Origin of the sequence: Balneicella halophila (assembly GCF_003096835.1) — a bacterium.
GTDB classification, from domain to species: domain Bacteria; phylum Bacteroidota; class Bacteroidia; order Bacteroidales; family Balneicellaceae; genus Balneicella; species Balneicella halophila.
This window is the reverse complement of the sequence record NZ_QENZ01000003.1, coordinates 719,302-745,063: the sequence shown is the minus strand read 5'-3', so window position 1 is coordinate 745,063 and position 25,762 is coordinate 719,302. Positions and strand designations below refer to the sequence as shown.

The 25,762-nt window shown below is 35.9% G+C and carries 22 protein-coding genes; 9 read left to right on the top strand and 13 right to left on the bottom strand.

Annotated features, from left to right (window positions below; all coding sequences use genetic code 11):
* Window positions 1-35: 35 nt before the first annotated feature.
* The gene (gene fbp / locus C7377_RS03245) at window positions 36-1,055 is read left to right on the top strand and encodes a class 1 fructose-bisphosphatase (RefSeq protein WP_116495882.1); all 1,020 of its coding nucleotides are present in this window, start codon (window positions 36-38) and stop codon (window positions 1,053-1,055) included.
* Window positions 1,056-1,133: 78 nt separating this feature from the next.
* Here the strand turns inward: fbp and atpC are convergent, their stop codons facing one another.
* The 6 genes from atpC to C7377_RS03215 form a co-directional block, all read right to left on the bottom strand.
* Window positions 1,134-1,376, bottom strand: a complete 243-nt coding sequence (atpC, locus tag C7377_RS03240; protein WP_116495881.1) for an ATP synthase F1 subunit epsilon — start codon at window positions 1,374-1,376, stop codon at window positions 1,134-1,136.
* Between the two features lie 11 nt (window positions 1,377-1,387).
* The gene (gene atpD / locus C7377_RS03235; RefSeq protein WP_116495880.1) at window positions 1,388-2,896 is read right to left on the bottom strand and encodes a F0F1 ATP synthase subunit beta; all 1,509 of its coding nucleotides are present in this window, start codon (window positions 2,894-2,896) and stop codon (window positions 1,388-1,390) included.
* A 60-nt stretch (window positions 2,897-2,956) separates the two neighbouring features.
* On the bottom strand, window positions 2,957-3,931 hold the full coding sequence (locus tag C7377_RS03230) for a polyprenyl synthetase family protein (RefSeq protein ID WP_116495879.1): 975 nt from the start codon (window positions 3,929-3,931) through the stop codon (window positions 2,957-2,959).
* A 74-nt stretch (window positions 3,932-4,005) separates the two neighbouring features.
* The gene (locus C7377_RS03225) at window positions 4,006-4,809 is read right to left on the bottom strand and encodes a DUF2797 domain-containing protein (protein ID WP_116495878.1); all 804 of its coding nucleotides are present in this window, start codon (window positions 4,807-4,809) and stop codon (window positions 4,006-4,008) included.
* Window positions 4,806-5,171 carry an MmcQ/YjbR family DNA-binding protein gene (locus C7377_RS03220; protein WP_116495877.1) on the bottom strand — a complete coding sequence of 122 codons (366 nt, stop codon included), beginning with the start codon at window positions 5,169-5,171 and terminating at the stop codon, window positions 4,806-4,808. The genes C7377_RS03225 and C7377_RS03220 overlap by 4 nt, the downstream gene beginning before the upstream one ends.
* 95 nt (window positions 5,172-5,266) lie before the next feature.
* Window positions 5,267-5,533, bottom strand: a complete 267-nt coding sequence (locus C7377_RS03215; protein ID WP_116495876.1) for a DUF2492 family protein — start codon at window positions 5,531-5,533, stop codon at window positions 5,267-5,269.
* 143 nt (window positions 5,534-5,676) lie between these two features.
* Between C7377_RS03215 and C7377_RS03210 the strand changes: the two genes are divergently transcribed.
* A complete protein-coding gene (locus tag C7377_RS03210; RefSeq protein WP_116495875.1) occupies window positions 5,677-6,219 on the top strand; it encodes a DUF4252 domain-containing protein in 543 nt (180 codons plus the stop codon).
* 26 nt (window positions 6,220-6,245) lie between these two features.
* Here the strand turns inward: C7377_RS03210 and abc-f are convergent, their stop codons facing one another.
* Entirely contained in the window at window positions 6,246-8,258 is a 2,013-nt protein-coding gene (gene abc-f / locus C7377_RS03205; RefSeq protein ID WP_449374849.1) for a ribosomal protection-like ABC-F family protein, read from the bottom strand.
* 34 nt (window positions 8,259-8,292) lie between these two features.
* Here abc-f and C7377_RS03200 point away from each other — a divergent pair, with 34 nt between their 5' ends.
* Genes C7377_RS03200 through uvrB form a run of 4 tightly spaced genes read left to right on the top strand, consistent with a single transcriptional unit; the run spans window position 8,293 to window position 12,801 of the window.
* Window positions 8,293-9,069, top strand: a complete 777-nt coding sequence (locus tag C7377_RS03200) for an NAD(P)-binding domain-containing protein (protein WP_116495874.1) — start codon at window positions 8,293-8,295, stop codon at window positions 9,067-9,069.
* 45 nt (window positions 9,070-9,114) lie between these two features.
* The gene (locus C7377_RS03195; RefSeq protein ID WP_116495873.1) at window positions 9,115-9,747 is read left to right on the top strand and encodes an HAD family hydrolase; all 633 of its coding nucleotides are present in this window, start codon (window positions 9,115-9,117) and stop codon (window positions 9,745-9,747) included.
* 3 nt (window positions 9,748-9,750) lie between these two features.
* Window positions 9,751-10,761, top strand: a complete 1,011-nt coding sequence (locus C7377_RS03190; protein WP_116495872.1) for an NADP-dependent oxidoreductase — start codon at window positions 9,751-9,753, stop codon at window positions 10,759-10,761.
* 54 nt (window positions 10,762-10,815) lie between these two features.
* Window positions 10,816-12,801 (top strand): excinuclease ABC subunit UvrB, encoded by a 1,986-nt coding sequence (gene uvrB, locus C7377_RS03185; RefSeq protein ID WP_116495871.1) that lies wholly within the window; start codon window positions 10,816-10,818, stop codon window positions 12,799-12,801.
* A 199-nt stretch (window positions 12,802-13,000) separates the two neighbouring features.
* On the opposite strand, the gene C7377_RS03180 is transcribed toward uvrB, so the two are convergent.
* Window positions 13,001-13,537, bottom strand: coding sequence for a peroxiredoxin family protein (locus C7377_RS03180; RefSeq protein WP_116495870.1), 537 nt, complete (start codon window positions 13,535-13,537; stop codon window positions 13,001-13,003).
* Between the two features lie 91 nt (window positions 13,538-13,628).
* Here C7377_RS03180 and C7377_RS03175 point away from each other — a divergent pair, with 91 nt between their 5' ends.
* Genes C7377_RS03175 through C7377_RS03165 form a run of 3 tightly spaced genes read left to right on the top strand, consistent with a single transcriptional unit; the run spans window position 13,629 to window position 16,718 of the window.
* On the top strand, window positions 13,629-15,173 hold the full coding sequence (locus C7377_RS03175; RefSeq protein WP_116495869.1) for a glycoside hydrolase family 10 protein: 1,545 nt from the start codon (window positions 13,629-13,631) through the stop codon (window positions 15,171-15,173).
* A gap of 4 nt (window positions 15,174-15,177) precedes the next feature.
* Window positions 15,178-16,200, top strand: a complete 1,023-nt coding sequence (locus C7377_RS03170; RefSeq protein ID WP_116495868.1) for a dipeptide epimerase — start codon at window positions 15,178-15,180, stop codon at window positions 16,198-16,200.
* 11 nt (window positions 16,201-16,211) lie between these two features.
* Window positions 16,212-16,718 carry an O-acetyl-ADP-ribose deacetylase gene (locus tag C7377_RS03165; RefSeq protein ID WP_116495867.1) on the top strand — a complete coding sequence of 169 codons (507 nt, stop codon included), beginning with the start codon at window positions 16,212-16,214 and terminating at the stop codon, window positions 16,716-16,718.
* A gap of 1 nt (window position 16,719) precedes the next feature.
* On the opposite strand, the gene C7377_RS03160 is transcribed toward C7377_RS03165, so the two are convergent.
* From C7377_RS03160 to C7377_RS03140, 5 genes are all read right to left on the bottom strand, one after another.
* Window positions 16,720-17,535, bottom strand: a complete 816-nt coding sequence (locus C7377_RS03160; protein ID WP_133241453.1) for a DUF4249 domain-containing protein — start codon at window positions 17,533-17,535, stop codon at window positions 16,720-16,722.
* Window positions 17,536-17,539: 4 nt separating this feature from the next.
* Complete coding sequence (locus tag C7377_RS03155; RefSeq protein ID WP_116495865.1) at window positions 17,540-19,915, bottom strand: TonB-dependent receptor; 2,376 nt, start codon at window positions 19,913-19,915, stop codon at window positions 17,540-17,542.
* A 173-nt stretch (window positions 19,916-20,088) separates the two neighbouring features.
* Window positions 20,089-21,549: a RagB/SusD family nutrient uptake outer membrane protein gene (locus tag C7377_RS03150; RefSeq protein WP_116495864.1), complete on the bottom strand. Its 1,461-nt coding sequence runs from the start codon at window positions 21,547-21,549 to the stop codon at window positions 20,089-20,091.
* Between the two features lie 18 nt (window positions 21,550-21,567).
* A complete protein-coding gene (locus C7377_RS03145) occupies window positions 21,568-24,588 on the bottom strand; it encodes a SusC/RagA family TonB-linked outer membrane protein (protein ID WP_116495863.1) in 3,021 nt (1,006 codons plus the stop codon).
* Between the two features lie 142 nt (window positions 24,589-24,730).
* Window positions 24,731-25,744: a branched-chain amino acid aminotransferase gene (locus tag C7377_RS03140; RefSeq protein WP_116495862.1), complete on the bottom strand. Its 1,014-nt coding sequence runs from the start codon at window positions 25,742-25,744 to the stop codon at window positions 24,731-24,733.
* Window positions 25,745-25,762 lie beyond the last annotated feature (18 nt).

Below are 25,762 nucleotides of genomic sequence, written 5' to 3'. Positions count from 1 at the left end.
ATATATCTTTAAGAAAATCTTAGAAATTAAAAACTATGCAACCCAACACACCAATTACCTTAGGTGAATTTATTATTCAAAGACAAGCAGATTTCCCCTATTCTACGGGTGAACTTTCTAGTCTTTTAAGCTCTATACGTTTAGCTGCTCGTGTTGTAAATAGAGAAGTTAACAAAGCAGGACTCGTTGATGTCCTTGGTGCCTCAGGAAAAGAAAATATCCAAGGAGAGACACAGCAGAAGTTAGATGTATTGGCACACAATACATTTATCGATGCTTTAACAAGTCGTGAAGTGGTCTGTGCCATCGCTTCGGAGGAAGAAGAAGACTATATTGTTGTTTCAGACAAAGACAATGGCAAGCACAATAAATATGTGGTGCTGATGGATCCTTTGGATGGCTCATCAAATATAGATGTCAATATCTCAATAGGGACGATTTTTTCCATTTACAGGAGAATTACTGAGCCTGGCACACCAGTGCAAGAGCAAGATTTACTACAACCAGGGAACAAGCAGGTTGCTGCAGGTTATGTTCTCTATGGCTCATCCACTATCTTAGTCTATACTACCGGAAATGGAGTCAATGGATTTACGCTTGATCCATCTATTGGAGCATTTTATCTTTCACACCCAAATATGAAATTTCCTGAGGCGGGAACTATTTATTCTATCAATGAAGGAAACTATATCCACTTTCCAATGGGGGTAAAACAATATCTAAAATATTGTCAAGAAAAGAAAGGTAACAGACCTTACACCTCTAGATATGTAGGCTCTTTAGTTGCTGATTTTCATAGAAATATGGTAAAAGGAGGTATTTATATTTACCCTTCTGGTACGAACCATCCTAATGGGAAACTACGATTACTCTATGAATGTAACCCAATGGCATTCATAGCAGAGCAGGCAGGAGGTAAAGCGACAGATGGATTTACACGTATATTAGATTTAGAGCCCAAAGAGTTGCATCAACGAGTACCTTTCTTTTGTGGCTCTAAAAATATGATGAAAGTTGTCGAAACGTTTATGAAAACATTCTCAGAACAAGATTAAATAACAACCATTATATGATATAAACTAGAAAAGGTAGCCGTTTAGCTACCTTTTTATTTTTTTAGAGTCTTGGAAATATTATTCCTCAGCCAATACTGTAATTTCGTTATTATTTAATTCGACCACTCCGCCTGATATCTCAATGAGCTTCTCCTCGGTACTGTCAAGCTCAATATATTTAATGTTACCTTCTTTCAATAGTGAGATCATTGGAGCGTGATCCTTTAATATTTCAAAATAACCATCTGCACCAGGAAATTGAACCAGTCGAACTTTTCCTGTATATAGTTTTTTATCTGGGGATATAATGTCTAATTTCATAATAATTTATACTATGATGCATCTGCGATAAGTTGTTCTCCCTTAGCGATAGCATCATCTATTGTACCAACGAGATTAAATGCCGCTTCTGGATATTGATCAACTTCACCATTTAGAATCATATTGAAACCTCTAATTGTTTCTTCGATACTTACCATAGTACCTTTCAAGCCAGTAAACTGTTCTGCAACGTGGAAAGGTTGAGACAGAAAACGCTGTACACGACGTGCTCTATGCACAACTAACCTATCTTCTTCTGACAATTCTTCCATACCGAGAATGGCTATAATATCTTGAAGTTCCTTATAGCGTTGTAAAATCTCTTTTACGTCTTGTGCAGTCTTGTAATGCTCCTCACCAACAATAGCAGGAGTAAGAATGCGAGAGGTCGAATCTAATGGGTCAACCGCAGGATAAATACCTAATTCTGAAATCTTACGATTTAGTACTGTTGTTGCATCTAAGTGGGCAAATGTAGTAGCCGGTGCAGGGTCTGTCAAGTCATCAGCTGGCACATAAACCGCCTGAATTGAAGTAATAGAACCTCTGTTTGTAGAAGTTATTCGCTCTTGCATCTGTCCCATTTCTGATGCTAAAGTTGGTTGATAACCAACAGCCGAAGGCATACGACCAAGCAAGGCAGAAACTTCAGAACCTGCCTGTGTGAAACGGAAAATATTATCTACAAAGAACAGAATATCACGACCTCCTGTTTTCTCGTCACCGTCACGGAAACTCTCGGCAATAGTCAAACCAGATAAGGCTACACGAGCACGTGCTCCCGGAGGCTCATTCATTTGTCCAAAAACTAAAGTAACTTGTGATTTTGCTAAAGCTTCTTTATCAACCTTATCTAAATCCCACTCTCCTTCTTCCATCAATTTCAAGAATTCATCACCATATTGGATAACTCCAGATTCTATCATCTCACGCAGTAAGTCATTACCTTCGCGGGTACGTTCTCCTACTCCGGCAAATACTGACAAACCATCTTGCCCAATAGCAATATTATTAATTAATTCCTGAATCAATACTGTCTTACCAACTCCAGCTCCACCAAACAATCCAATCTTACCACCTTTAGCGTAAGGCTCAATCAAATCAATCACTTTTATACCGGTATAAAGAACCTCTTGTTGCGTCTTGAACTCATCAAATTCAGGGGGACTGTTATGAATAGGATAACCTCCTTCTTTACTTAATTCTCCGATGCCATCAATCGTCTCACCTACTACATTTAGCAGACGCCCTTTTACCTTATCACCAACAGGCATCGTTATTGGAGCTCCAGTAGCAACCACTTCCATTCCTCGTGATAATCCATCAGTTGAATCCATCGCAATGGTACGTACTACTTTCTCGCCAACATGCTGCTGGCATTCAACGACTACAACCTCTCCATTCTCTCGTGTGATTGTTAAAGCATCGTATATTTCTGGTAAAATATTTTCTTTTCCTTCAAAACTAACATCAACTACGGGGCCAATGATTTGAGTAATCTTTCCGGTATTCTTAGCCATTTTTTATTATTATATTTCTAAAATTGATTGTGTATCTACGCAAAGGTAATAAAATATCTATTAAACGCTTCTGTTTTCTAATTTGAGAATTAAGCCTTTTAGTTCACTTTTATGCTCCGTCGGTACGTCTAGATTCTCTAGATTCTTTTTGCATTTCTCAATATATTTGACAATAGTGTGTTGTGTATCTTTTCCAACATCTAACTTATTGTAAAATTCTGTAACCTGTTCGATTTTGTGCTCAGGTTTTATTTCAGCATCATTAAGAAGTTTCAATAAATCTGCTTTTTCAGTAATGTTTGCTTTTTCTAAAGCTTTTATAAGCAGGTATGTTTTCTTTTTCTCTAAAATATCTCCACCTATATTTTTACCAAAAGTATTTACATCACCATAGACATCCAAATAGTCATCTTGCAATTGAAATGCCATCCCAAGATTTACTCCTAATTCATAAAGTTCATCCTGCTGATCTTTCGGAGCTTCAGATAAAATTCCTCCCATTTTTAGGCTACATGCAAAAAGTACTGCTGTTTTAAAATAAATCATTTGCAAGTATTCTTCCATAGCAACGTCTTCACGCTCTTCAAATTCCATGTCCAATTGTTGTCCTTTGCATACCTCTAGAGCCGTATCATTAAAAACTTTCAACACATCTTGCGTATGTTCTTCTTTACAGCTTACGATATATTGATACGCTTTTATGGACATCGCATCTCCAGAAAGAATAGCAACATTTTCGTTCCATTTTTTATGTACCGTTGGTTGATTGCGACGAATGTCAGCATTATCCATAACATCATCATGCAACAAGGTGAAATTGTGGAAAATTTCTAACCCTAATGCAGGTTTTATTGCATAAGATATATCGCCACCGTACATCTGTGTAGCTAGCATAACCATAACAGGACGTAAACGTTTCCCTCCAACAGAAAGTGCGTACGTCATTGGTTCAAAAAGTGCTATGGGCTCTTCTTCATAAGCTCTTTCACTCAACTTTTTATTTACAAGTTCTTGTAAGTCTTTTATTGTTTGCATTTTAATAATTGTTATTCCTCTACGAAAATACAATATTTCCGATAGGTAAAATCATTTTTCTTAATTTGTTTTCATTAAGCTTCTTCAAATTCCACTTCGTAGCCACCGTGGTTGCGAATATTTATCGCTGTATCATCATCGAAAATGAGATATTGCCCTTTTATTCCAGTTAGTTTCTTAGAAATTTCAGAAGTGGTATCCAATTTTAGAGTTTTTAATGTCGAAGGAACCCGTAATACAGGAAACTTTAATTGTAACACCTCGTTATTGTCCACCACGTATTGCTTTAGTTCAGGATGTAAAAGTGAAGTCGCACGCTTTTTTTCTTCTACCAAATCAATCAATGGCACACTATTTTGCGTAAGCATCGACTTCCAGTTGGTTTTATCATAAAAATAATTTTTTAAGAAAACTTCAATAACTCCTGCTATGTGTCGGTTCGGAGTTTCTGCAAGGATAATAGCCTGTGTAGCTCCTTGGTCTATCCAGCGAGTAGGCACTTGTGTGTGTCGTGTGACTCCTACTTTTACTTTATCTGTAAGTGAAAGATAGATATAGTGAGGAATCAAACTGTTTTTCTTGGACCATTCCATGTCACGACTAATGCCAATGTAAGATAAATCTTTTTCAGGATGTAAAACTCCTACATCAGTTTGTGGTAATGTAGTAAAGCACTCATAACAATAACCCTGTGCATAGGACTTCTGTATCAACTTGCCACAGTTGATACAGTTTATGTTCCCGGTGTATTTCAATTCAATATTTTTACCTAGCAATGGATTTAAATCAACAAGCTCTTTACCCAATGGCAATTTATAAGCAACTTCACCATCTGTCGAAAGTGAGTGCATTTTCCTAAGATTTCCTTTTATTATCATAAACTTTCTAATTCTTTTTGAGCTTTCTTTGGCAAACTTTTCACAATCAATTGATAAGAATCATCTATCATCTCTTTCAAAAAATCATCTGATAAAGTACCATCAATATGTACCGTGTTCCAATGTTTTTTATTCATATGGTATCCAGGAGTAATGGCTGTATATCTTTCTCTTAAGCTTCTTGCTTTTCCCGGTTCACATTTTAGATTTATTGTCGCCTCTCCCTTTTCCCAATTGGATAAAGAAGTAAGAGTGAACATCCTATTCATTACTTTAAAAACTAAGGTATCTTCATCGAAAGGAAAACTTTCCGAGACTCCTCTTTTTTGCAAACAGTAATTATGCAAGTCTTCGATATTCATAGCCGAAAGGTACTAAAAGTTCAGATAAAAGGAAAGGGCATTTTGCACATTGCAAAACACCCATTATCCATAAATTGTTAGTGGTTTTTAAACTTTTAATGCTTATGGTTCTCATGACCGTTGCACATTGACATATCAGGATGCAATGCTAGACTCCCATCAGCATTCTTTACAATTTTCTCTCTATTCACTAAAAAATCTACAACTTTGTCCAAGCCAAACGGTTCGTTAGAACAAGAAGTAAACCCAACATCCTCACCGTGTCGTTTTTTAATTTCATCAAATAATGCTTCCTCACTTTGGAAAGTTGCCTTTTCTTGAAATAAAAATAATACTTCGTGTATATGTTTTACGTTACTCATAATCTTTTATTTTGCATTAAAATATAGGACAAAGGTGTCTTTTTTTGCCTTAACAAAAAAATATTTTTAAAAATTGTAACCTATTAATGGTTCGCAACGTCTTAATCAGTAGAAACAAAATAAAACTTTAAATTATAAAAATTATGAGAAAGATTATTCTATTTATTATTAGTCTTGTATTATCCGTAACGGCAGTTTTTGCACAAAATTTTGAAGAGCTCTATGAAGGATACAAAGATGTAGAAGATGTTGAGCGCATAAAAGTAGCTCCTTCACTATTTAAAGGAATTTCTAAAATTATGGCAGGTGTTGCAGAATTAAGTGATGATATGACTGAAGAAGAAAAAGAAGGCATTAAGCTATTGGAAAATATTGATGAGATACAATTGCTAATTTCAGAAAAGGTTGATTTATCGAAGGACTTGAAGAAAATCAAATTTATGAAAAAGAACAATTACGTTTTGCTTATGGAATCGTCAAATGCTGATGATGATATTTATTTATACTCAAAAGACAACGAGAAAAGTATCTTTTCCGACGTTGTAATACTCATAAAAGATAAAAAAGACAAAAGTAATTTGTTAGCAAACATTAAGGGGAATATCACGCCTGAAAATATCTCAAGGTTAATTGTAATCACAAAAGAAAACTGCAAAATAAACTCAAAGTCTAAAAAATCTAAATAAATGCTTTTTATATTTAATAATGGAGATTACAAGTCTAATTTCTCCTTAAGGGCTTCAACTTCCTCCACGCTTTGCTCCCACAGTTCCATATTCTTTTCAATCTGTCGCTGTAAGCTTTGATAAAGTGTAGAAAGTTTGTGCATATCTTGTTCGTCCGAAGGATTGGCGAGTTTCTTCTCTATTCCTCCAAGCTGTTCTTCTAGCTTGCTAATTTCTTCCTCATACTGAGTTGCCAGCTTCTCAGCTTTGCGAAGTTGCTTGCTGAGTTCCTTTCGCTCTTTATAGGCTAATTTATTTTCGGAAACGGTTTTCACTTCTGTTTTTGTGGTTTGAGAAGTTAGATTCAATTGTTCTAAACTTTCTAACTGTTTTTTTTCCAGATAGTCATAAATGCCACCAATGTATTCTTTGACTTTTTTATGGGCAACTTCATAAACTTTCTCGGCTAATCCATTCAGAAAATCACGGTCGTGGGAAACGAGCAACACCGTACCTTCATAATTTGCCAAAGCTTCTTTCAACAATTCTTTTGATGGAATATCCAAATGGTTTGTTGGCTCATCCAAAATAAGAAAATTATACGGTTTCATTAGTAATTGAATCATTGCAAGACGAGAACGCTCGCCTCCTGAAAGTACCTTTACTTTTTTCTGAACATCATCTCCAGAGAATAAGAAGGCTCCTAAAATCGTTTGTATCTGGGTTTGATTTCCTCCATCAACGATTTGCTCTATCGTTTCAAAAACAGTGAGTTCTTCATCTAACAATTGTGCTTGATTTTGAGCAAAATAACCTACGGAAACATTGTGTCCTAACTCGCTTTTCCCGGTAAATTCGGTATCTCCAACTATACATTTAATCAAGGTTGATTTTCCTTCTCCATTTTTCCCAACTAAAGCTATCTTCTCTCCTCTCTCTACGATTAAATCTACACCTGCTAAAACCTCTTTGGTATCATAGGATTTATGAAGATTTTCTAACTCTACCGTGATTTTTCCTGAACGTGGAGGCGACGCAAATCGAATTTTCAGTCCACGAGTGTCTACTTCATCTATTTCAATTCTATCAAGCTTTTCTAATTGTTTAATGCGAGACTGAACTTGGACAGATTTTGTAGCTTTATAACGAAATCTTTCAATAAAATCCTCAGTTTCTTTAATCATTTTCTGTTGATTCTCATAAGCTCTTTGTTGTTGCTCTCTTCGTTCGGCACGTAATTGCAAAAACTTTGAGTACGGTACAGCATAATCATAAACTTTTCCTAAAACGATCTCTACCGTTCGTTTGGTAATATTATCTAAAAAAGCTTTGTCGTGAGACACTAACAGAATAGCTCCACTATAATTTTTCAAAAAATTCTCCAGCCACTGAATTGAATTGATATCGAGGTGATTAGTCGGCTCATCAAGCAATAATATATCGGGTTCTCGAAGTAAAAGTTTGGCTAACTCTATACGCATGCGCCAACCTCCACTAAAAGTAGCTGTAGGCTGGTCAAAATCTTTACGTTCAAAACCAAGTCCAAAGAGAATCTGCTCTGCTTTTTGTTCGAGACTATACTGACCTAACATTTGCTGTTTAGCTGTAAGGTCAGATAGGCGTTGCGAAAGTTCCATAAATTCTTCTTCACTCCGCTCGACAGTAGTATCTGCCAGTTTCTCGGTCAATGATTCGATAGCGCTATTCAGCTTCAGCACTTCAGAAAATGCTAATCGAGTTTCTTCCCAAAGTGTTCTTTCATCAGATAGTTTTAATTGTTGGGGGAGGTAACCAATCGTTAGATCAGAAGGTTTGCTAATCGTCCCTTCATTAGGAGTTTCCAAACCTACCATTAGTTTCATTAATGTTGACTTTCCTGCTCCATTTCTTCCTACAAGACCAATTTTATCTTTAGGACTTATCAGCAATGACACGTCATTAAAGAGTTGAAATCCGCCGAAATGCAATCCTATTTTATTGAGTGATATCAATTTCTTAAATTTTGTGCAAAGATAATCAAGAAGTAAAAACAAGCCTAATGCTATTTTATCTCTTTCCAAAAATCATTATCTTTATCAGAAACCAATAGAAATTATGACTAAAAAAACAATAAGCATACTGGGTTGTGGATGGTTAGGCAAACCATTAGCAACACGACTAATTGATGAAGGATATAGTGTAAAAGGAAGCACTACAACTGAGGAAAAGCTAGAAGAGCTTAGAAACCTAAATATTGATCCATATCTTATTGACATTAATGAACTAACTAATAATATTGATAATTTTTTAGATGCTGATACTTTAGTTGTAGCTATTACACCTCAAAAGCCTTTAAGCATTGAAAAATTAACAGAGCGTATTTCCGAATCTCCTACTAAAAATGTGATATTCCTCAGTTCTACTTCTGTATATCAAGCAAATAATGCTGAGGTCACTGAAGAAAGTCCATTGGTTGCTTCTCCCTTAGTTCTCGCTGAGAATTTCTTTAGAGATCTTGAGGGGTTTAGTGTTACCATAATCCGATTTGGAGGCTTGTTTGGATATGACAGAAAACCGGTCAATTTTATTCGTCCGAATAAAGAAATGAAAAATCCAGAAGGCTTTGTTAATTTAATTCATCAGGATGATTGTATTGAAATTATCACTCAAATCATTCAAAAAGATATTTGGAGAGAAATTTTTAATGCTTGTTCTGATAGTCATCCAAACAGAAAAGAGTTTTACGAGACTCAAGCAAAAAGACATCACAAACCTTTACCAAACTTTGAAGCTGAAGGGATTTCGAAATTTAAAATTGTCTCAACGAAAAAACTTAAGGAAAGATTACCTTATCGTTACAAATACGATGACCTACTATCGTATGAAGACTAAGCCCTCTTCTTTTGCTATCTTTGTAAATTGACTTATAAGATAAATATGATGGATATAGATATTTCAAGAATAAAAGGATTAATATTTGATTTAGATGGCACTTTGGCAGATACAATGCCTTTGCATCTGGAAGCATGGAATGAAGTAGGTGAGAAATATGGACTTTCTCTATCTCATGAAGAACACATAAAGTTTGCTGGAATGAGTACTGAAGATATTGTCAACATACAAGCAGACAAACAAGGTGTAAGTGCAGATGCAAAAGCATTTTCTGAGCAAAAAGACAAAGTTTTTCTTGAAGAAAAGCTAGATGATGTAAAGCCCATTCCAGTTGTACCGGACTTCCTGTACTCATTACATAATAAGTTTCCTATGGCGGTTGGTACTGGTAGTCAAAGAATAACTGCTGAGAAGATCATTGACAATTTAAATGTCAACAAATACATAGAAGGACTTGTAACTGCTGACGATGTAGAGAATCATAAACCTGCACCCGACACGTTTCTTTCATGTGCAGAGATTATAGATATTGCACCTGAAAACTGTCTCGTTTTTGAAGATGGTGAATTAGGTATGCAGTCAGCAAAAACAGGTGGGATGCAAGCTATTAATATAACGAAGACAAGTGATAAGAAATTGAGAGACTTATTAACATCATTAGAAAATCTAAAAAAGTAAAAGATGAAAATCGATGGAAATTTACCAGCAACACAGAGTGCAGTAGTAATTAGCGAATTTGGCAAACCAGATGTTCTTCAATATAAAGATAGGTTGCCCATACCCGAATTAGCTGAAAACGAAGTCTTAGTGAAAGTAGCTTATAGTAGTGTAAATCCCGTTGATTATAAAACTCGCCAAGGCAAAGGATGGGGAGCTGAAGCGATTAAAAAAGAAAAGTTTAGCAGAAATGAATTTGCCATATTAGGGTTTGACCTCTCAGGAGTTGTAGTCAAAACTAATTCTAATAAAGTAGCCATTGGTGACCGAGTTGCTGCATTGACGTATAATGGGGGTTGCTATGCTCAATACAATACTATTGAGGAAAAATATATTACGAAACTTCCCGAAAATATAAGTCTAGAACAGGCTGGAGCCTTACCTTGTGTTGGAATTACTGCCTATCAAGTCGTTCAATTTGCAGATATAAAACCTAATGAGCACGTTGTACTAAATGCTCCAGCAGGAGGCGTTGGTCATATTGCATTGCAATTATTAATGAAAAAGGTAGAAAATGAGAATGTTAAACTTTCATTGATATGCTCGGAAGATAAGTATGAAAAAATACAGAAATTAATAAATGTAGATAAGTTAGAAAACTGGATAGATTATACAAAGTATGGAGAAGATGATGCATTCCCAAATTTAGATGCAGATTTATTTTTAGATTTTGTAGGAGGGGATGCAGGTGTGAAAGGACTAGATGTTCTTAAAAAAGAGGGTCGTGTAGTCGTACTTCCGTCTATTTGGGTAGATAAACTAAAAGAAGCCGGCGAATCGAGAAATCTGACTGTTGAGGGATTCAAATCAAATCCTAACGGTGAAGATTTATTCGAAATTCTAAAATTGGTAGGTGATAAAGAGATATCACTAGAAATACAATCGGTATATCCATTATCTAAAACAAAAGAAGCGCACGAAGAAGTTCAGAAAGGAGATACTTTTGGTAAGATTATATTAGAAATAGAACAGTAAACTGGACAATACTATTAAGTTGTTTTTTTAGATTTATAAAATAAAAGACATATTTTGAATTTTCAATTAGAATCGGAATATAAACCCTCTGGTGATCAACCTGAAGCCATTACTAAGCTAGTAAAAGGAGTGGAAAATGGAGATGAATCTCAAATACTTCTTGGCGTTACTGGCTCTGGTAAAACGTTTACTATTGCGAATGTAATCCAAGAAACGGGACGCCCCACTTTAGTCCTCAGCCACAACAAAACCTTGGCGGCACAACTATATGGTGAATTTAAAACGTTTTTCCCTAATAACGCTGTTGAGTATTTTGTATCTTATTATGACTATTACCAACCAGAAGCCTATCTGCCAGTTACTGCTACTTATATTGAAAAAGATCTTTCTATAAATGAAGAAATTGAAAAGTTAAGATTAAGAGCAACCTCAGCTTTACTATCCGGAAGGCGTGACGTCATCGTCGTTTCGTCTGTTTCTTGTCTTTACGGTATCGGTAATCCAAATGATTTTGAAGCCAATACCATAAGGATAGAGAAAGGACAAACTATTTCTAGGAATAAACTTCTACATAGTTTAGTGGCATCATTATATTCCCGAACTGAAGCAGAATTTAAACCAGGCACTTTTCGAGTGAAAGGAGATACGGTAGATATTTATCCTGCTTATGCTGACAATGCCTACAGAATTTTGTTTTGGGATAATGAAATAGACGAACTCTCACATATCAATCCTGTTGACGGAACGGTTATTGAAAAAGCTGAGGAATTAACCGTATTTCCGGCAACACTATTCGTTACCTCGCCTGACCGATTACATCAATCCATTCGAATGATTCAAGATGATCTTATGATACAATATGAGAAGTTTATGGAAGATGGTATGCGTGAAGAAGCCAATCGACTAAAACAACGCACTGAGTTTGACTTGGAAATGATGAAGGAGCTAGGCTATTGCTCTGGCATAGAGAACTATTCTCGTTACTTTGATGGCCGACCGCCAGGCTCACGCCCTTTCTGCTTGCTGGATTATTTTCCCAAGGATTTTCTTACGGTAATTGACGAAAGCCATGTTACTATTCCACAGATACGGGCGATGTATGGAGGTGATTTTTCCAGAAAAACAAACTTGGTATCCTACGGTTTTCGTTTACCTGCTGCTTTAGACAATCGTCCTTTGACATTTGATGAATTCACTCAATTACGAAAACAAATTATTTATGTGAGTGCTACTCCTGCTGATTACGAATTGGAAGAAACAGGTGGCGAAATTGTGGAACAGATTATTAGACCTACAGGTTTGATAGACCCACCTATTTCCGTACGACCTAGTTTGAATCAGATAGATGATTTATTAAATGAGATTCATCTTCGAATACAAAAAAATGAACGAGTTTTGGTAACCACACTCACCAAACGTATGGCTGAAGAATTGAACACTTATTTTGCCAACATCGGGTTAAAATGTCGCTATGTACACTCGGATGTTGATACACTAGAACGTGTTGAAATAATGGAACAATTGCGAGAAGGAATCATCGATGTACTCATCGGGGTAAACCTTTTGCGAGAAGGATTGGACTTACCTGAAGTTTCCCTCGTTGCGATACTAGATGCAGATAAAGAAGGTTTCTTACGTAACACACGCTCACTTACTCAAACGGCAGGTCGTGCAGCAAGAAACCTAAATGGTCAAGTAATAATGTACGCCGATAAGATTACCAAATCAATGCAAGAAACGATTGATAATACGGAGTATAGACGTACGAAACAGATAAAGTATAATGAGAAACATAACATAACTCCTACGCAGATTAAGAAAGCACAGAAGAAAATTATAGAAAGTCAGACTGACGTGCAAGCCACAGCTCAAATGGTTGCTGAACCTGAAGCAAATTACGAATCTAAGGCAGGACTGGAACGTGCCATTGAACAAACCAAGAAAGCAATGCAAAAAGCCTCCAAAGATTTGGACTTTATCTATGCTGCACAACTTCGTGACAAAATGTACGCAATGCAAGAAAAGTTAAAAAATATGTAGAATAAACTTATCTGCGAAACTTAACCAGCTACCTTTCCAAAAGCAATCAAGTGATTTTCTAATAAAAAGAAAAAGGACTCTTCACTACGTTCAGAGTGACAACTATATTTGTTTATCTTCTATTGTATTTCTGAACGCAGTGAAGAATCTCTTGTCAAGTATCTAACATATCATTAATAATGATATTCATAAAATACTCTTACTTCGCCAACTCCTCCTCGATGACCTTTTTCATAGCATCGAACTCTTCACGATTAAACAGGCGAGTAAGATAAATAATCTTGCCCTCACGGTTGATAATCACATTACGCGTAACACCTGCTTCTTTGTGAGCATATAAAGCAAATATATTTGCATCGGGGTCAAAAGCTAATGGATAAGTAATCCCAGTATCTTTTGCAAACTTCTGCATCTTTTCTAAAGGTTCATCGCGGTCAATTCCAATAACTATAAAGTCTTTATCTTGATGAACTTGATGAATTTCTTTCTCTATAAAAGGCATTTCTTTGCGACAAACGCCACACCAACTGGCTGTAAACTGCAACATCACTACTTTACCTCGACAATCTGAAAGCTTAAAAGTACTGCCATCCATTAGCTGGGTTTCGAAATCAGGTGCTATATCACCTACTTCTACAATATAGCCACGGTCAGCCGGTTCTTCATTCTTTTTAGTATCCTTTTTACAACTTACCAGCAAAATTGCTACAAATAAAATAGGCAGTAATTTTCTCATCGTTTTATGTTTTAGACATTGTTTCATTAACAAAGATAGGGGATTTTGCTTACATTTGTTTTTTACACACCATTAAAGACGAATAAATTTTATGAAAAGAATTTTAGGTATCCTTATCATATTAAGTTTAGTTATTGGATGTAAAACAACACAGCCAAAACCAATTCACAAAAAAGAGACGAAACATGAGATGCGTGCTCTTTGGGTTGCTTCTGTTCTTAACTTAGATTTTCCTTCGAAGAATGACTTGAGTGTCCAGCAACAAAAGCAAGAATTCGTGAATCTCTTAGACACGATGGTAAAGTATCGATTTAACACTGTAGTTGTTCAAATTCGTCCTTCAGGCGATGCTTTATATTCGTCTCCTTTTGAGCCTTGGTCTGAAGTTCTTACAGGCACTCAAGGACTGCCACCTCAACCATTTTATGATCCTTTAGCATTTATGATAGAAGAAAGTCATAAACGGAATATAGATTTTCATGCTTGGTTGAATCCTTACCGAGGAGTTTTCAATTACAAACAAGCAAAAGTTTCAAATAATCATCCAATCTTTAAACATCCTGAGTGGTTTGTAAATTATGGACAACATACGTATTACAATCCCGGATTGCCTGAAACACGTGAATTTATTGCAAAAATCGTAGGTGACATTACACGTCGTTATGACATAGATGCTATTCATATGGATGACTACTTTTATCCTTATAAAATTCCAAATCACGAATTTCCCGATGAGAAGGCATTTCAAAAATATCCGAGAGGTTTTTCAAAAGCTCAAAAAGATGATTGGCGTCGCGATAATGTAAATCTCATCATACAAGAGCTTCGCGATACGATAAAACAAGCGAAACCTTGGGTGCAATTTGGTATCAGTCCATTTGGTGTCTGGCGTAATGATGATAAAGATCCCAAAGGTTCAGAAACCCGAGCAGGACAAACGAACTATGATGATTTATACGCAGATATTCTCCTCTGGATGGAAAAAGGATGGATTGATTATGTCACTCCCCAAATATATTGGCATATTGGTCATCCAGCAGCAGACTATGCCACTCTTGTAGAATGGTGGAATAAAAACACTAAAAACACTCACCTATATATCGGACACGCTTTATATAAGATTGGACATGGAGGAAATTACCTAGAATGGAATACGGGCAATGAAATCACTCGACAAATGAAACTCAATGAAAAATATCCTAAAGTAAATGGGAGTATGTTTTTCCGCTCTAAAATTTTCGAAACAGAACACCTTAATGGATTAAAAGATAGTGTGCAAAACGATTATTATAGTAAAATAGCACTGCCACCGCCTACAAAAATACAAACACTCAATCCACCACCAGTTGCAAAAATTGAGAAAGTAAAAGCCAATGCATATAAGTTATCCTGGGAAGCTTTAAAGGGCGAAGGTGCAGACGAATTAAAATACTATTTAATTTACATGTTTGAAGGTAAAAATACAGTAGGGAATCTTGACGATTCCAAGAATATTTTTAGAATAACGAAAAAGACAGAAATCCTGCTACCTAAAACGAGCAGAAAAAAACGCAAAAAACGTACATTTGTTATTACTCGAGTGAATAAAGCAAACCAAGAGAGTAAAATCAGTAACCTTATCTACAAAAAACTCTAAGTATATGGCAAATTTAGAATTCAAATATTATCCCTACAATTTACAGTTAGAACACACATTTACCGTTTCGGCACATTCAAGAGCCATCACACCGGTAATGATAACAGAACTGCACTATGAAGATTTAGTGGGTTATGGAGAAGCTGCAATGCCTCCATATCTTGGTGAAAGTCAAGAAACCGCAAGCCGAATTTTCAAGAGTTTAGATTTGTCTCAATTCTCAGATCCTTTTCAAATGGAAGATATTTTGGGTTATGTGGACAAAATCGCTCCTGAAAATTATGCTGCAAAAGCCGCTATTGATATCGCACTACATGATTTAGTCGGGAAAATGCTAAATCAACCCTGGTTTAAAATTTGGGGATATAATGCTGATGATACTCCTGTAACTTCTTTTACCATAGGTATTGACAAACCTGAAATCGTAAAAGAAAAAGCTTTGAAAGCATCTCCCTACAAGCTACTAAAAGTAAAAGTAGGATTGGATAACGATCAAGAAATGATAGAAACCATTCGCAGTGTTAGCGATACCCCCATCTGTGTAGATGCTAACCAAGGATGGAAAGACCGTGAAAAAGCATTGGATGAAATCCTCTGGCTAAAAGAGCAAGGCGTTGTACTAGTAGAACAACCTATGGCAAAGGAAAGAAAAGATGATATTGCATGGCTCTCGTCACGCAGTCCATTACCCATTATTGCTGATGAAGCCATACAGCGCTTAGATGATGTTATTGAAACGAAAGACATTTACTCAGGTATAAACGTGAAATTGATGAAAGCGACCGGTATGCGAGAAGCCCATAAAATGCTCTTGTTAGCAAAGTCTATAGGTATGAAGACAATGTTAGGCTGTATGACTGAAACTTCTTGTGGTATCTCAGCTGCTACGCAACTTTCTTCTTTAGCAGATTGGGCCGATTTAGATGGCAACTTGCTTATAACAAATGATATTTTTGATGGTGTTAAAGTGGTTAATGGAAAAATGCAACTAAATAACAGACCAGGTATTGGCGTAATAAAAATCTAAACTAAAATGCGATGAACCTAAAAGTACAAAAGTCAGATATCACGCAACTTCAAGTTGACGCCATTGTAAACGCCGCAAACAGTAGTTTACTTGGCGGTGGTGGTGTCGATGGAGCTATTCACAGAGCGGGAGGACCAGCTATTTTAGCCGAATGTAAAGAAAAAGGTGGATGCCCTACAGGAGAAGCCGTGATAACAACTGCGGGGAATCTTCCTGCAAAGAAAGTAATCCATACAGTAGGTCCTATCTGGAAAGGAGGTCATCAAAATGAAAAAGAATTATTGGCTGAATGCTATAAAAATTCCTTAGAATTAGCAGAGAATCACCAGTTAAAAAGTATTGCTTTCCCTAATATCAGCACGGGAGTCTATGGTTTTCCTAAGTCATTAGCTGCCCCTATTGCTATAGACACAGTTAATGATTATTTCAATGAAAATCCCCAAAGCATTATCGAGGATGTTTATTTCATCTGTTTTGATGATGAGAATTATAAGCTGTATTCTGATTTATTAAATTAAGCTACTCTATAATTATTTTTTTCTCCAAACATGAGGTTACTCGAAATGCTCCCAATGGATTTGCCTTAGAATCCAAAGTATTTATGATGTTTCCTTGAACCCTTGCATCTGGAGTTGTTAAAGGTTTTCCTCCATATTGTTCAGCAACTGCCAATAAACGACTCATGTAGTTAAAATAGTTTTGGGAAATATGATATACCTTAAATTCCAACTCATCTCCCGATTTCCAGTCTTCACTTCCTCCTACTACAAAGTATTTGCCATCCTGAAAATCGTCTCCATCCAATAAAAAATAAAAAGGAATGACATTATATGGGTCTCTAGCTTCTATCAAAAAATATTGAGGTGATGCTGTATCTTCATTACTAAAATAAAACTCAACTTCTTTATCTTCTTTCGTAATTCCTCCATCATCATTCTGGATTATTTTATCAAACTTAACTTTAGAGCGAAGTGTATCAATCGACCTGTAAGTTATTCCCTGATATTCAATATTTAGCTGATAAACTTTCTCATATTCAGGCTGAAAAGTTCGACAAATATAAACTCCTTTATCCTCTTCTTTGAAAATATACACTTCATTATCAGTATCTTTGACACGTACAGTAGCACCCGACACCTTTGGATATTCATCTTCAAAATATGCAGATGTTTGTGATAGAACAATGGTTTGTACGGCTCCATTGGTACCTTGTATCCAGTCAATACTTGCTTCTACTACAAGCTCTTTCTTTCCTTCTTTCAAATCAATGTCAACAACTTCCTCACAGGAGAAGAAAATAATAACGCAACTTAGCAAAATGATATATTTTTTCATTTTTTTAGAATTTAAAATTGTAGGTAACACTTGGCACAATGCCAAAAATAGATAACTTTACTGCTTCATTCTTGCCGGTTTCTGTATCCTGTCTAAAAGTGATGGATTGTGCATTCATTCTATTGTAAAGATTGTAGATACCAAATACCCACTCTCCTTTCCATCTTTTATTTTTATGAGTTGCCGGTGAAAATGTAGCGGATATGTCTAAACGGTGGTAGGCGGGCAACTGCTCTTCATTTCGCAAACCATAGTTAGGTATTGTTATGTCTCCATAAATATATTTATTTTTAGGATAGGTTGTTGGCATACCAGATTGTAGTGTGAAGGAAGCACTAAAACTCCATTTTTTATTTAATCGATACATACCCGTCACTGTAAGATCATGCGTTTTATCATAGTTAGCCCGATACCATTCGCCATTATTAATTCCAGTCTCTAAGTCATTTCTTGGTTTTACTCTCTGTTCTGCCCTCGATAATGTATAGGAAGCCCAGCCCGTAAGTCGACCTTTATTCTTTCTGAAGTAGCATTCTAAACCGTAAGCCCTACCTTCAGCAGATAAAATCACTTGCTCTATAGCCTCGTTCCCCACCAAATCTGCACCATCGATATAATCCAGTCTATTTTTGAGTTTTTTATAATAACTTTCCACTTCTAGAGAATATGTATCATCTAAAAAATTCTTTGCATACCCTATTGCATACAGATCTACTAATTGTGGTTTTATATATTTCCCGCTTGGTGTCCACACATCTAAAGGTGTGGGCGCTGAAGTGTTAGAAATTAAGTGCATGTACTGAGCCATTCTGTTGTAACTCGCTTTTATAGAATTATTATCATTGAATGCATAGGCTAATGAAATTCTAGGCTCCAAATCGTTATAACCTTTGATAACTTCGTTGGAATCAAATGATTCCTCACCTATAGGCGTTGCTTTTTCATAAATCTGCTGAGCTGTATCAAACACAACAGGCTTATTATCTGTATATAAATTAATATTTTCAGCTCCTATTTTTGCAAAGTAACTAAAGCGTAGACCATAGGTTAATGCTAATTTCTCTGATAATTTATGCTCTATATCCAGATACGCTCCACCTTCTATAGCATATTTATTTGCAATTTCTTTCTCTTTAATTGTTGAAGTTTCATTAGATGGGCTTATTTTACCGGGATGAAAATCGTAATAAATACCTTGAACCCCATAATTCAAAGTCAATTTATGATTTAAGTAATGGTTAAAATCGTATTTTAAATTAAAATTTTTAATAGATGATTCCCATTCAAATCCAACAAAACCCAATTCTAAACCATAATAGTAATCACTATAAATCAGTGATAAATTAGAAAATAATTTATCTGAAAACAAGTGATTCCATCTTAGGTTTACTAATGAATTTCCAAAGATATTTTCGAGATCATCATTTAATCGAAACACATCCCTTCCAAAATAGCCAGACAAGTACAAGGTATTCATTTTATTAATCTTGTAATTCAGTTTTGTATTAAGATCATAGAAGTAGGCTGAATTGTCTTTATAATCATCCGTTAATTTTAAAAAGAGATGCGCATAAGAACTTCTTCCTCCAACGAGGAAAGAACTCTTCCCTTTTACTATGGGGCCTTCAGCTAACAATCTTGAAGAAATCACCCCAATACCGCCTGTTAAATGAAATTTATTACTATTACCATCCTTTTGGTAAATATCTAATACCGAAGAAACTCGGCTACCATACTTTGCGGGAATACCTCCCTTATAGAGTTTGATATTTCGTATCGCATCTGGATTAAATATGCTGAAAAAACCAAAGAGGTGTGATGAACTATACAAGGTTGCCCCATCAAGAAGAATTAGATTTTGGTCAGCAGCACCGCCTCTCACATTAAAACCTGAAGCACCCTCTCCGGCATTGCTCACACCCGGTAATTGAATCAAGCTTTTAATAACATCAACCTCACCGAGAACTACCGGCATAGCCTTAATTGTATTCACAGACATGGTATTCACACTCATTTGAGGTCTACGAATATTAGCAACATTCGAATTTGCGACTACTTCCACTTCATCCAACATATAATTGGAAACTCTAAGTTCAAAATCTAAGCGTTTTTTATCTTTAATTTCAATCTCTACAACCTGCGTTTCATAACCGATATAAGAAATTTCAATTTCATATTTCCCAGGCTTTAAATCTAAGGAATAATAACCATAATCATTTGTTACGGTTCCCAAATCATTGTTAAGTACAAATACATTAGCTCCTAAGATTTTCTCTCCACTATTTTGATCAGTTACAACACCTGAAAGCGTTACTTTTTCCTGAGCAAAAGAGATTGAAGAAAGAAATAATAGAAACAGACAAATTATTACATTTTTCATGGATATAGAATAGAGTTACTGAAATACGAGATCAAAGCTACAATAAGTTTTAGAAGAGTATTATATCAAAACAATAAAGTTCATATTATTTAACTAAATGTTAATGATTAAGTAAAAATTAGGAAGCTCCTACAATAGGAACTTCCTAATTTAGAATCGAATATAATTAACTGTTAGTAACCGGGATTCTGAGTCAAAACACCTTTTGATGCATCAATTTCTGACTGTGGTATAGGGAACAATTCATGCTTCCCAGGAGTAAAGTTTGGATGTAATAACTCTTGTCCGCGTCCCGTACGTATAACGTCCCAATAACGGTGATGCTCAAGACCCAACTCCACTCTACGCTCGTGATAAATTGCATCTAATAAAGCAGTACCACTAGCAGTAACATCTGGAAGAATAGTATTGTCTCCATTACGCGCTCTTTCTCTTACCATATTTACGTACATTTTAGCCGTTGTTTCATCACCAAGATGATAAGCAGCTTCAGCATACATTAAATAAACATCAGCCAGACGGATAATAATCTCATTTAATGGACTATTTTTCACATTTAAGACAGGTCTTTCTGAAGGTGGTAAGAAGTCTTTTCGGCTATATAAACCAGTTTGATCATCACTGCCCTCTTGTACTTCTCCTTCTATCACCTCTCCTCTTAGGATAATTGTAGCTTCTCGTCTTGGGTCGCCACTTTCATAAGCATCATACAATGCCTGTGTTGGTTGCATTATACCCCATCCCCAAATATTTCTAGGCATAATGAAAACTGTTGTAAAATTACCCCCATTTCGCCATGTATCTGCTTCGGACTCACTTTCAAAAAACTGTATTTCAAAAATAGACTCGACACCATTTTCACCAGCTACAGTAAACATAGAACTGTAAGAAGGATCTAACGAATATTCACCAGAATTTATCACTTTTTGAAAAGCTTCTTTTGCTTGTTGCCACTTTTCTTGGTATAAATATACCTTTCCTAATAAAGCTTGAGCTGCTCCTTTTGTAGCACGTCCCATATCTTCTGCAGGGTATTGTGACTTCTCAGGCAAGTTCTGTATAGCAAAACTATAGTCTTCCTCAATCAGGTTATAAACTTCTTCAGCAGAAGCTCTTGGTTGATCTATTGGTTGATCAGGTGCAGTACGCAGCGGAACTCCACCATAAGACCTTACTAACTCAGAATAATAATAAGCTCTTAAAAATCTAGCTTCAGCTAAGAGTTGATTTTTTTCGGACTCGGTCACATCTTCAAGCTCATCAATGTTAGATATAGCTACGTTAGCATAAAAAATCCCTCGGTAAATCCTCGTCCACCACCAAGTTCCAAATTGAAAGTTAGATGCTGTGGCACGGAACTCCTCTATTTCTTTAGCTGTAACAAAGTCACCAGGCTCACTTCCTTTAGTAGCATCGTCTGAAGCGACATCACCTAGGAAGAATCGATTAGAGGCGTATCTGTAGTTTTTCAATTCGGAATATGCTGCAATTATCTGTGCATCAATCCCTCTTTTTGTTTTGTAGAACTGATCTGCACTTTCTTCCCCTTTTGGAGATTTTTCTAGAAAATCATCAGAACAGGAGAATCCTGCGATCAGAAAACCTATCAATATTAAAATTTTATATATTTTCATTGCTTCTCTTGTTTAAAATTAAAATGTAATGTTTGCACCTATCATCCATGTGCGAGCGTGAGGGAATATCCCTTCATCGATTCCGATAGAAAGACTATCATATCTACCAATCTCAGGATCTAAACCTGAATAATCAGTAATGGTAAAAAGATTTTGTGCTGCAACATACAAACGAACTCTATTTACTCGTAACTTATCGGTTACTTCAACTGGCAAGCTATAGCCTAATTGAATATTACGCAAGCGTAGGTATGAACCATCTTCAATATATCTGTCAGACACTCTAAGGTTGTCATTGGTGTCTTGAGTTGATAAACGAGGTACACTGTTTGAAGTTCCAGGACCATTCCAGCTATCTAAAATATCAGTATATTTATTGGTTGTTTTACCTGGATTCATAGTTTCGAAAATCATAAAATTGAATAAGTCATTGCCATAAACTCCTTGCCAAAACATTGAGAAATCAAAGTCTTTATAGTTAATTCCTAAATTGAATCCATAAGTTAAATCTGGATAAGGTGACCCTATAAAAGTTCTATCTTCTGCATCAATTTTCCCGTCGTCATTTAGATCCTTAAAGCGGATATCTCCAGGCTGTGCTCCTGATTGTGTAGCATGACTATCAATCTCAGCTTGGGTTTGGAATATACCATCAGTTACATATCCATAAAAAGCACCTATCTCATTGCCAACTTCAGTTCTTGTTGCATTATCAATTCTTACGAAACCTGCACTTAGGAAATCAACTTCACCTAAATCTAACACTTCTGTTTTCGCTCTACCTAAGTTGATTCCTAAGTTATAAGATAAATCATCCGTTGGGCTACCTTTATAATTTAAAGACAATTCCCAACCTCTATTTTCGACATCACCTACATTACTATAAGGTGAAGAGGTATAACCTACAAAATCAGGAATTGGTTCGCGTAATAACATTTCTTTGGTCTTCTTGTTAAACCAATCAAAAGTTACGCCTAACCTGTTATTTAAGAAAGCTAAGTCTAAACCAATATTTGTGGACTCTACAGTCTCCCAATGAATCGATGGATTACCGATCCCCTCAATAGTCGCACCATAATATAATCTTTGATCTTTACCAAAAACGTACCCATACTGTTTATTATTACTTACAGCAGTTGTGTATTGATAAAGTGAAATCTTATCATTACCTACTTGACCCCATCCAGCACGAAGGGCTGCACTTGTCCAAGTTCCGTTTTCTGCCATAGGCTGGAAGAATGTTTCATTCGAAATTTTCCATTTTAAAGCAACAGATGGGAATGTTCCCCAGCGCTTATCCTTACCAAATTTAGATGAACCATCATGTCGTAAATTAGCTGTCAGATAGTATTTATTATCATAATTATAATTTAAACGTCCAAAGTATGATAACATTGACCACTCGCTAAGCGAGCCTGATGCAGTTCCCATACCATTCTCATCTCCTAAAGCAGCACTTAAAAATCTTAGATAATCTTCATTAGATGGAACATTATTTTTAGAAGCAGAAAACCATTCTGTGTCACTTTCAGTTGCCTCCATACCACCCATTAGTGTAAATGAATGTTTATCTACCTCAAACATATAAGTCAAAGTATTAATCCAATTCCAAAGTGTTGTTTTAGTATGACTACGTGTAACACTGTTCACTTCATTCTTTTCATCAATCGCGTAAAAATAGGTTGGATTAAAATCATAAAAATCCACATCGTTAATATCCATTCCATAAGATGAATGATAAACCAGGTTTGGAAGTAATTTTACATCGGCATAGATATTACCGACTAATCTTTGATACTTACGTTCATCGTTGGTATTTTCAATATGAGCAACCGGGTTCATCACATCAGTATAAGGTGATGACATGTATTCGTCGTCAGCATTTTTCACTGGTGTTATAGGATCTAATTTTAAGGCTGCATTCACAATACCATTAAAGTAGTTTCCTTCCAAAATACTATGTCTCTTTGATTGTGTTATTGATAAATTCTCACCTACAGTTACATAGTTGCTTAATTTTGCTTCACTATTGATTCTTAATGAGTAGCGTGTGTAATCTGAACCTTCAATCAAACCTTCTTGGTCATATAGGTTTCCACTCAATGTAGCTTTTAGGTTTTCGCCACCTCCGGAAATACGAATATTATGATCTTGCACGATTGCATTTCGAGTAATTTCGTCAAACCAATCAGTTGTGTGATTAGGATTATCAGCTCCAGGTTTTAAATCTAAGTTTGCTTCACCAGCATTAGCACGAGCTTGATTTTGCACATCAATCCATTCTTGAGCATCTAATAAGTCTGGTTCATTCCATACTGATTGAACGCCATAGTATCCATCATAAGTTACCTGCATTTCTCCAGCTTTCCCTTGTTTTGTGGTTATGAGCACAACCCCATTTGCACCACGTGCTCCGTAAATTGCTGTAGCAGAAGCATCTTTTAATACTTCTATAGATTGAATATCCTTAGTATTTAAGAAACTGATATCTCCCACAGCTAATCCATCAATTACATACAATGGTGAAGAATCACCTACTGTACCACGTCCACGAATTAATACAGTAGCAGCAGATCCAGGTGAACCTGTTGCTGAGGTAATTTGTACACCCGCAACTTGTCCTTGAAGTGCCTGAACCGCACTAGCTCCGGAAATTTTCTCTAATTCCTCTGACTTTACTGATGCTATCGATCCGGTAACATCACTTTTTCGCTGTACTCCATAACCGACAACAACAATTTCATCTAAGGCTGCTACAGATTCCTCTAAAGTAACATCAAGCCAATTTCTGCCATCAACAGAAACCACAAGCTCTTTCATTCCTACAAATGAAAATATTAGTTTGGCATCTTTTTTGACAGTAAGTGAAAAAGTTCCATCAATATTAGTAGTAACTCCATTTGTTGTACCTTGTTCCAGTACACTGACCCCGGGAATAGATTCGCCTTGCGCATCTACAACCCGACCTTTCACAACCGTCTGCGCAAACGATATCGTAGTTAACAACAATATCGCAACAAACAGGATTAATTTTTTCATAATCTATTAGTTTATAAGGTAAATAATTATGTGTTATACAACACTTTTTTACTAAAGTAGTAAAAATTAACAAGAAGTTAACAAAAAAAGGTTGACTTTTCTGAGCCAACCTTTCATTTATTGTATAAATTTAAATTTTCCTTTATTCTACTAAAAACGTCCAATCCCACTTATCTTCTTCTTCACCATTTTGAATTCTTTTTAACTTTTCATAAAGCAAAGTACTCTTTTCTCCAGCTTCTGTTCCGTATTTGTATTCTTTTTTATTTTCATAATCCATAATACTTCCAACAGGACTAATAACAGCTGCCGTACCACATGCTCCAACTTCTTCGAAAGTATCTAACTCTTCTACAGGTATGGGGCGCACCTCAACTTCCATGCCTAGCTCTTTTGCCAGTACTTGTAAACTCATATTGGTTATAGAAGGCAGTATGGATGGAGATTTAGGTGTGATGTATGTATTATTCTTTATCCCAAAGAAATTAGCAGGTCCACATTCATCAATGTACTTCTTCTCTTTAGCATCTAAAAATAACACCGCAGAATAGCCATTTTCTTTAGCTAATTGTCCTGAACGAAGACTTGCCGCATAATTACCTCCAACTTTAAGTGTTCCTGTTCCTTGTGGTGCTGCCCTGTCAAACTCACGGGTAATCATCAAAGATGTGGGTTTAAATCCTTCTTTAAAATAGGGTCCTACTGGTGTAACAAAAACAACGAACATATACTCACTAGAAGGTTTCACGCCTACCTGAGCGCCAGAACCAAAAATTAATGGACGGATATACAGTGAAGCTCCATGTCCGTAGGGAGGAATAAAACGTTTATTCTCTTTAATCACGGTCATAATAGCATTTTCAAACTTGTCCCATGGCAAATCAGCCATTAAAATCCCCTCACATGAATTTTTCAAACGTTTGAAATTTTCATCCATACGAAATACACGTACCTTGCCATCTTTACCTTGAAAGGCTTTCATTCCTTCAAATGCTTCCTGTCCATAATGCAATCCTGTTGCTGCCATATGAACATTGATATATGGGTCTTCACATGTATAAACATCACCCCACTTACCATCTTTGAACTCGCATCTTACATTGACATCCGTTGGCATGTAACCAAAACTCAGTTCACTCCAATTTATTTCTTGCATTATTATAGATTTTAGTAT

Coding starts and splice junctions, on each gene's coding strand:
- C7377_RS03165 (WP_116495867.1), top strand. CDS start 16,212: ATGAACCTAAAAGTACAAAAGTCAGATATCACGCAACTTCAAGTTGAC.
- C7377_RS03190 (WP_116495872.1), top strand. CDS start 9,751: ATGAAAATCGATGGAAATTTACCAGCAACACAGAGTGCAGTAGTAATT.
- C7377_RS03225 (WP_116495878.1), bottom strand. CDS start 4,809: ATGATAATAAAAGGAAATCTTAGGAAAATGCACTCACTTTCGACAGAT.
- C7377_RS03140 (WP_116495862.1), bottom strand. CDS start 25,744: ATGCAAGAAATAAATTGGAGTGAACTGAGTTTTGGTTACATGCCAACG.
- C7377_RS03230 (WP_116495879.1), bottom strand. CDS start 3,931: ATGCAAACAATAAAAGACTTACAAGAACTTGTAAATAAAAAGTTGAGT.
- C7377_RS03220 (WP_116495877.1), bottom strand. CDS start 5,171: ATGAATATCGAAGACTTGCATAATTACTGTTTGCAAAAAAGAGGAGTC.
- atpC (WP_116495881.1), bottom strand. CDS start 1,376: ATGAAATTAGACATTATATCCCCAGATAAAAAACTATATACAGGAAAA.
- C7377_RS03180 (WP_116495870.1), bottom strand. CDS start 13,537: ATGAGAAAATTACTGCCTATTTTATTTGTAGCAATTTTGCTGGTAAGT.
- C7377_RS03175 (WP_116495869.1), top strand. CDS start 13,629: ATGAAAAGAATTTTAGGTATCCTTATCATATTAAGTTTAGTTATTGGA.
- C7377_RS03155 (WP_116495865.1), bottom strand. CDS start 19,915: ATGAAAAATGTAATAATTTGTCTGTTTCTATTATTTCTTTCTTCAATC.
- C7377_RS03160 (WP_133241453.1), bottom strand. CDS start 17,535: ATGAAAAAATATATCATTTTGCTAAGTTGCGTTATTATTTTCTTCTCC.
- C7377_RS03145 (WP_116495863.1), bottom strand. CDS start 24,588: ATGAAAAAATTAATCCTGTTTGTTGCGATATTGTTGTTAACTACGATA.
- C7377_RS03215 (WP_116495876.1), bottom strand. CDS start 5,533: ATGAGTAACGTAAAACATATACACGAAGTATTATTTTTATTTCAAGAA.
- C7377_RS03195 (WP_116495873.1), top strand. CDS start 9,115: ATGATGGATATAGATATTTCAAGAATAAAAGGATTAATATTTGATTTA.
- C7377_RS03210 (WP_116495875.1), top strand. CDS start 5,677: ATGAGAAAGATTATTCTATTTATTATTAGTCTTGTATTATCCGTAACG.
- C7377_RS03200 (WP_116495874.1), top strand. CDS start 8,293: ATGACTAAAAAAACAATAAGCATACTGGGTTGTGGATGGTTAGGCAAA.
- atpD (WP_116495880.1), bottom strand. CDS start 2,896: ATGGCTAAGAATACCGGAAAGATTACTCAAATCATTGGCCCCGTAGTT.
- C7377_RS03170 (WP_116495868.1), top strand. CDS start 15,178: ATGGCAAATTTAGAATTCAAATATTATCCCTACAATTTACAGTTAGAA.
- C7377_RS03150 (WP_116495864.1), bottom strand. CDS start 21,549: ATGAAAATATATAAAATTTTAATATTGATAGGTTTTCTGATCGCAGGA.
- fbp (WP_116495882.1), top strand. CDS start 36: ATGCAACCCAACACACCAATTACCTTAGGTGAATTTATTATTCAAAGA.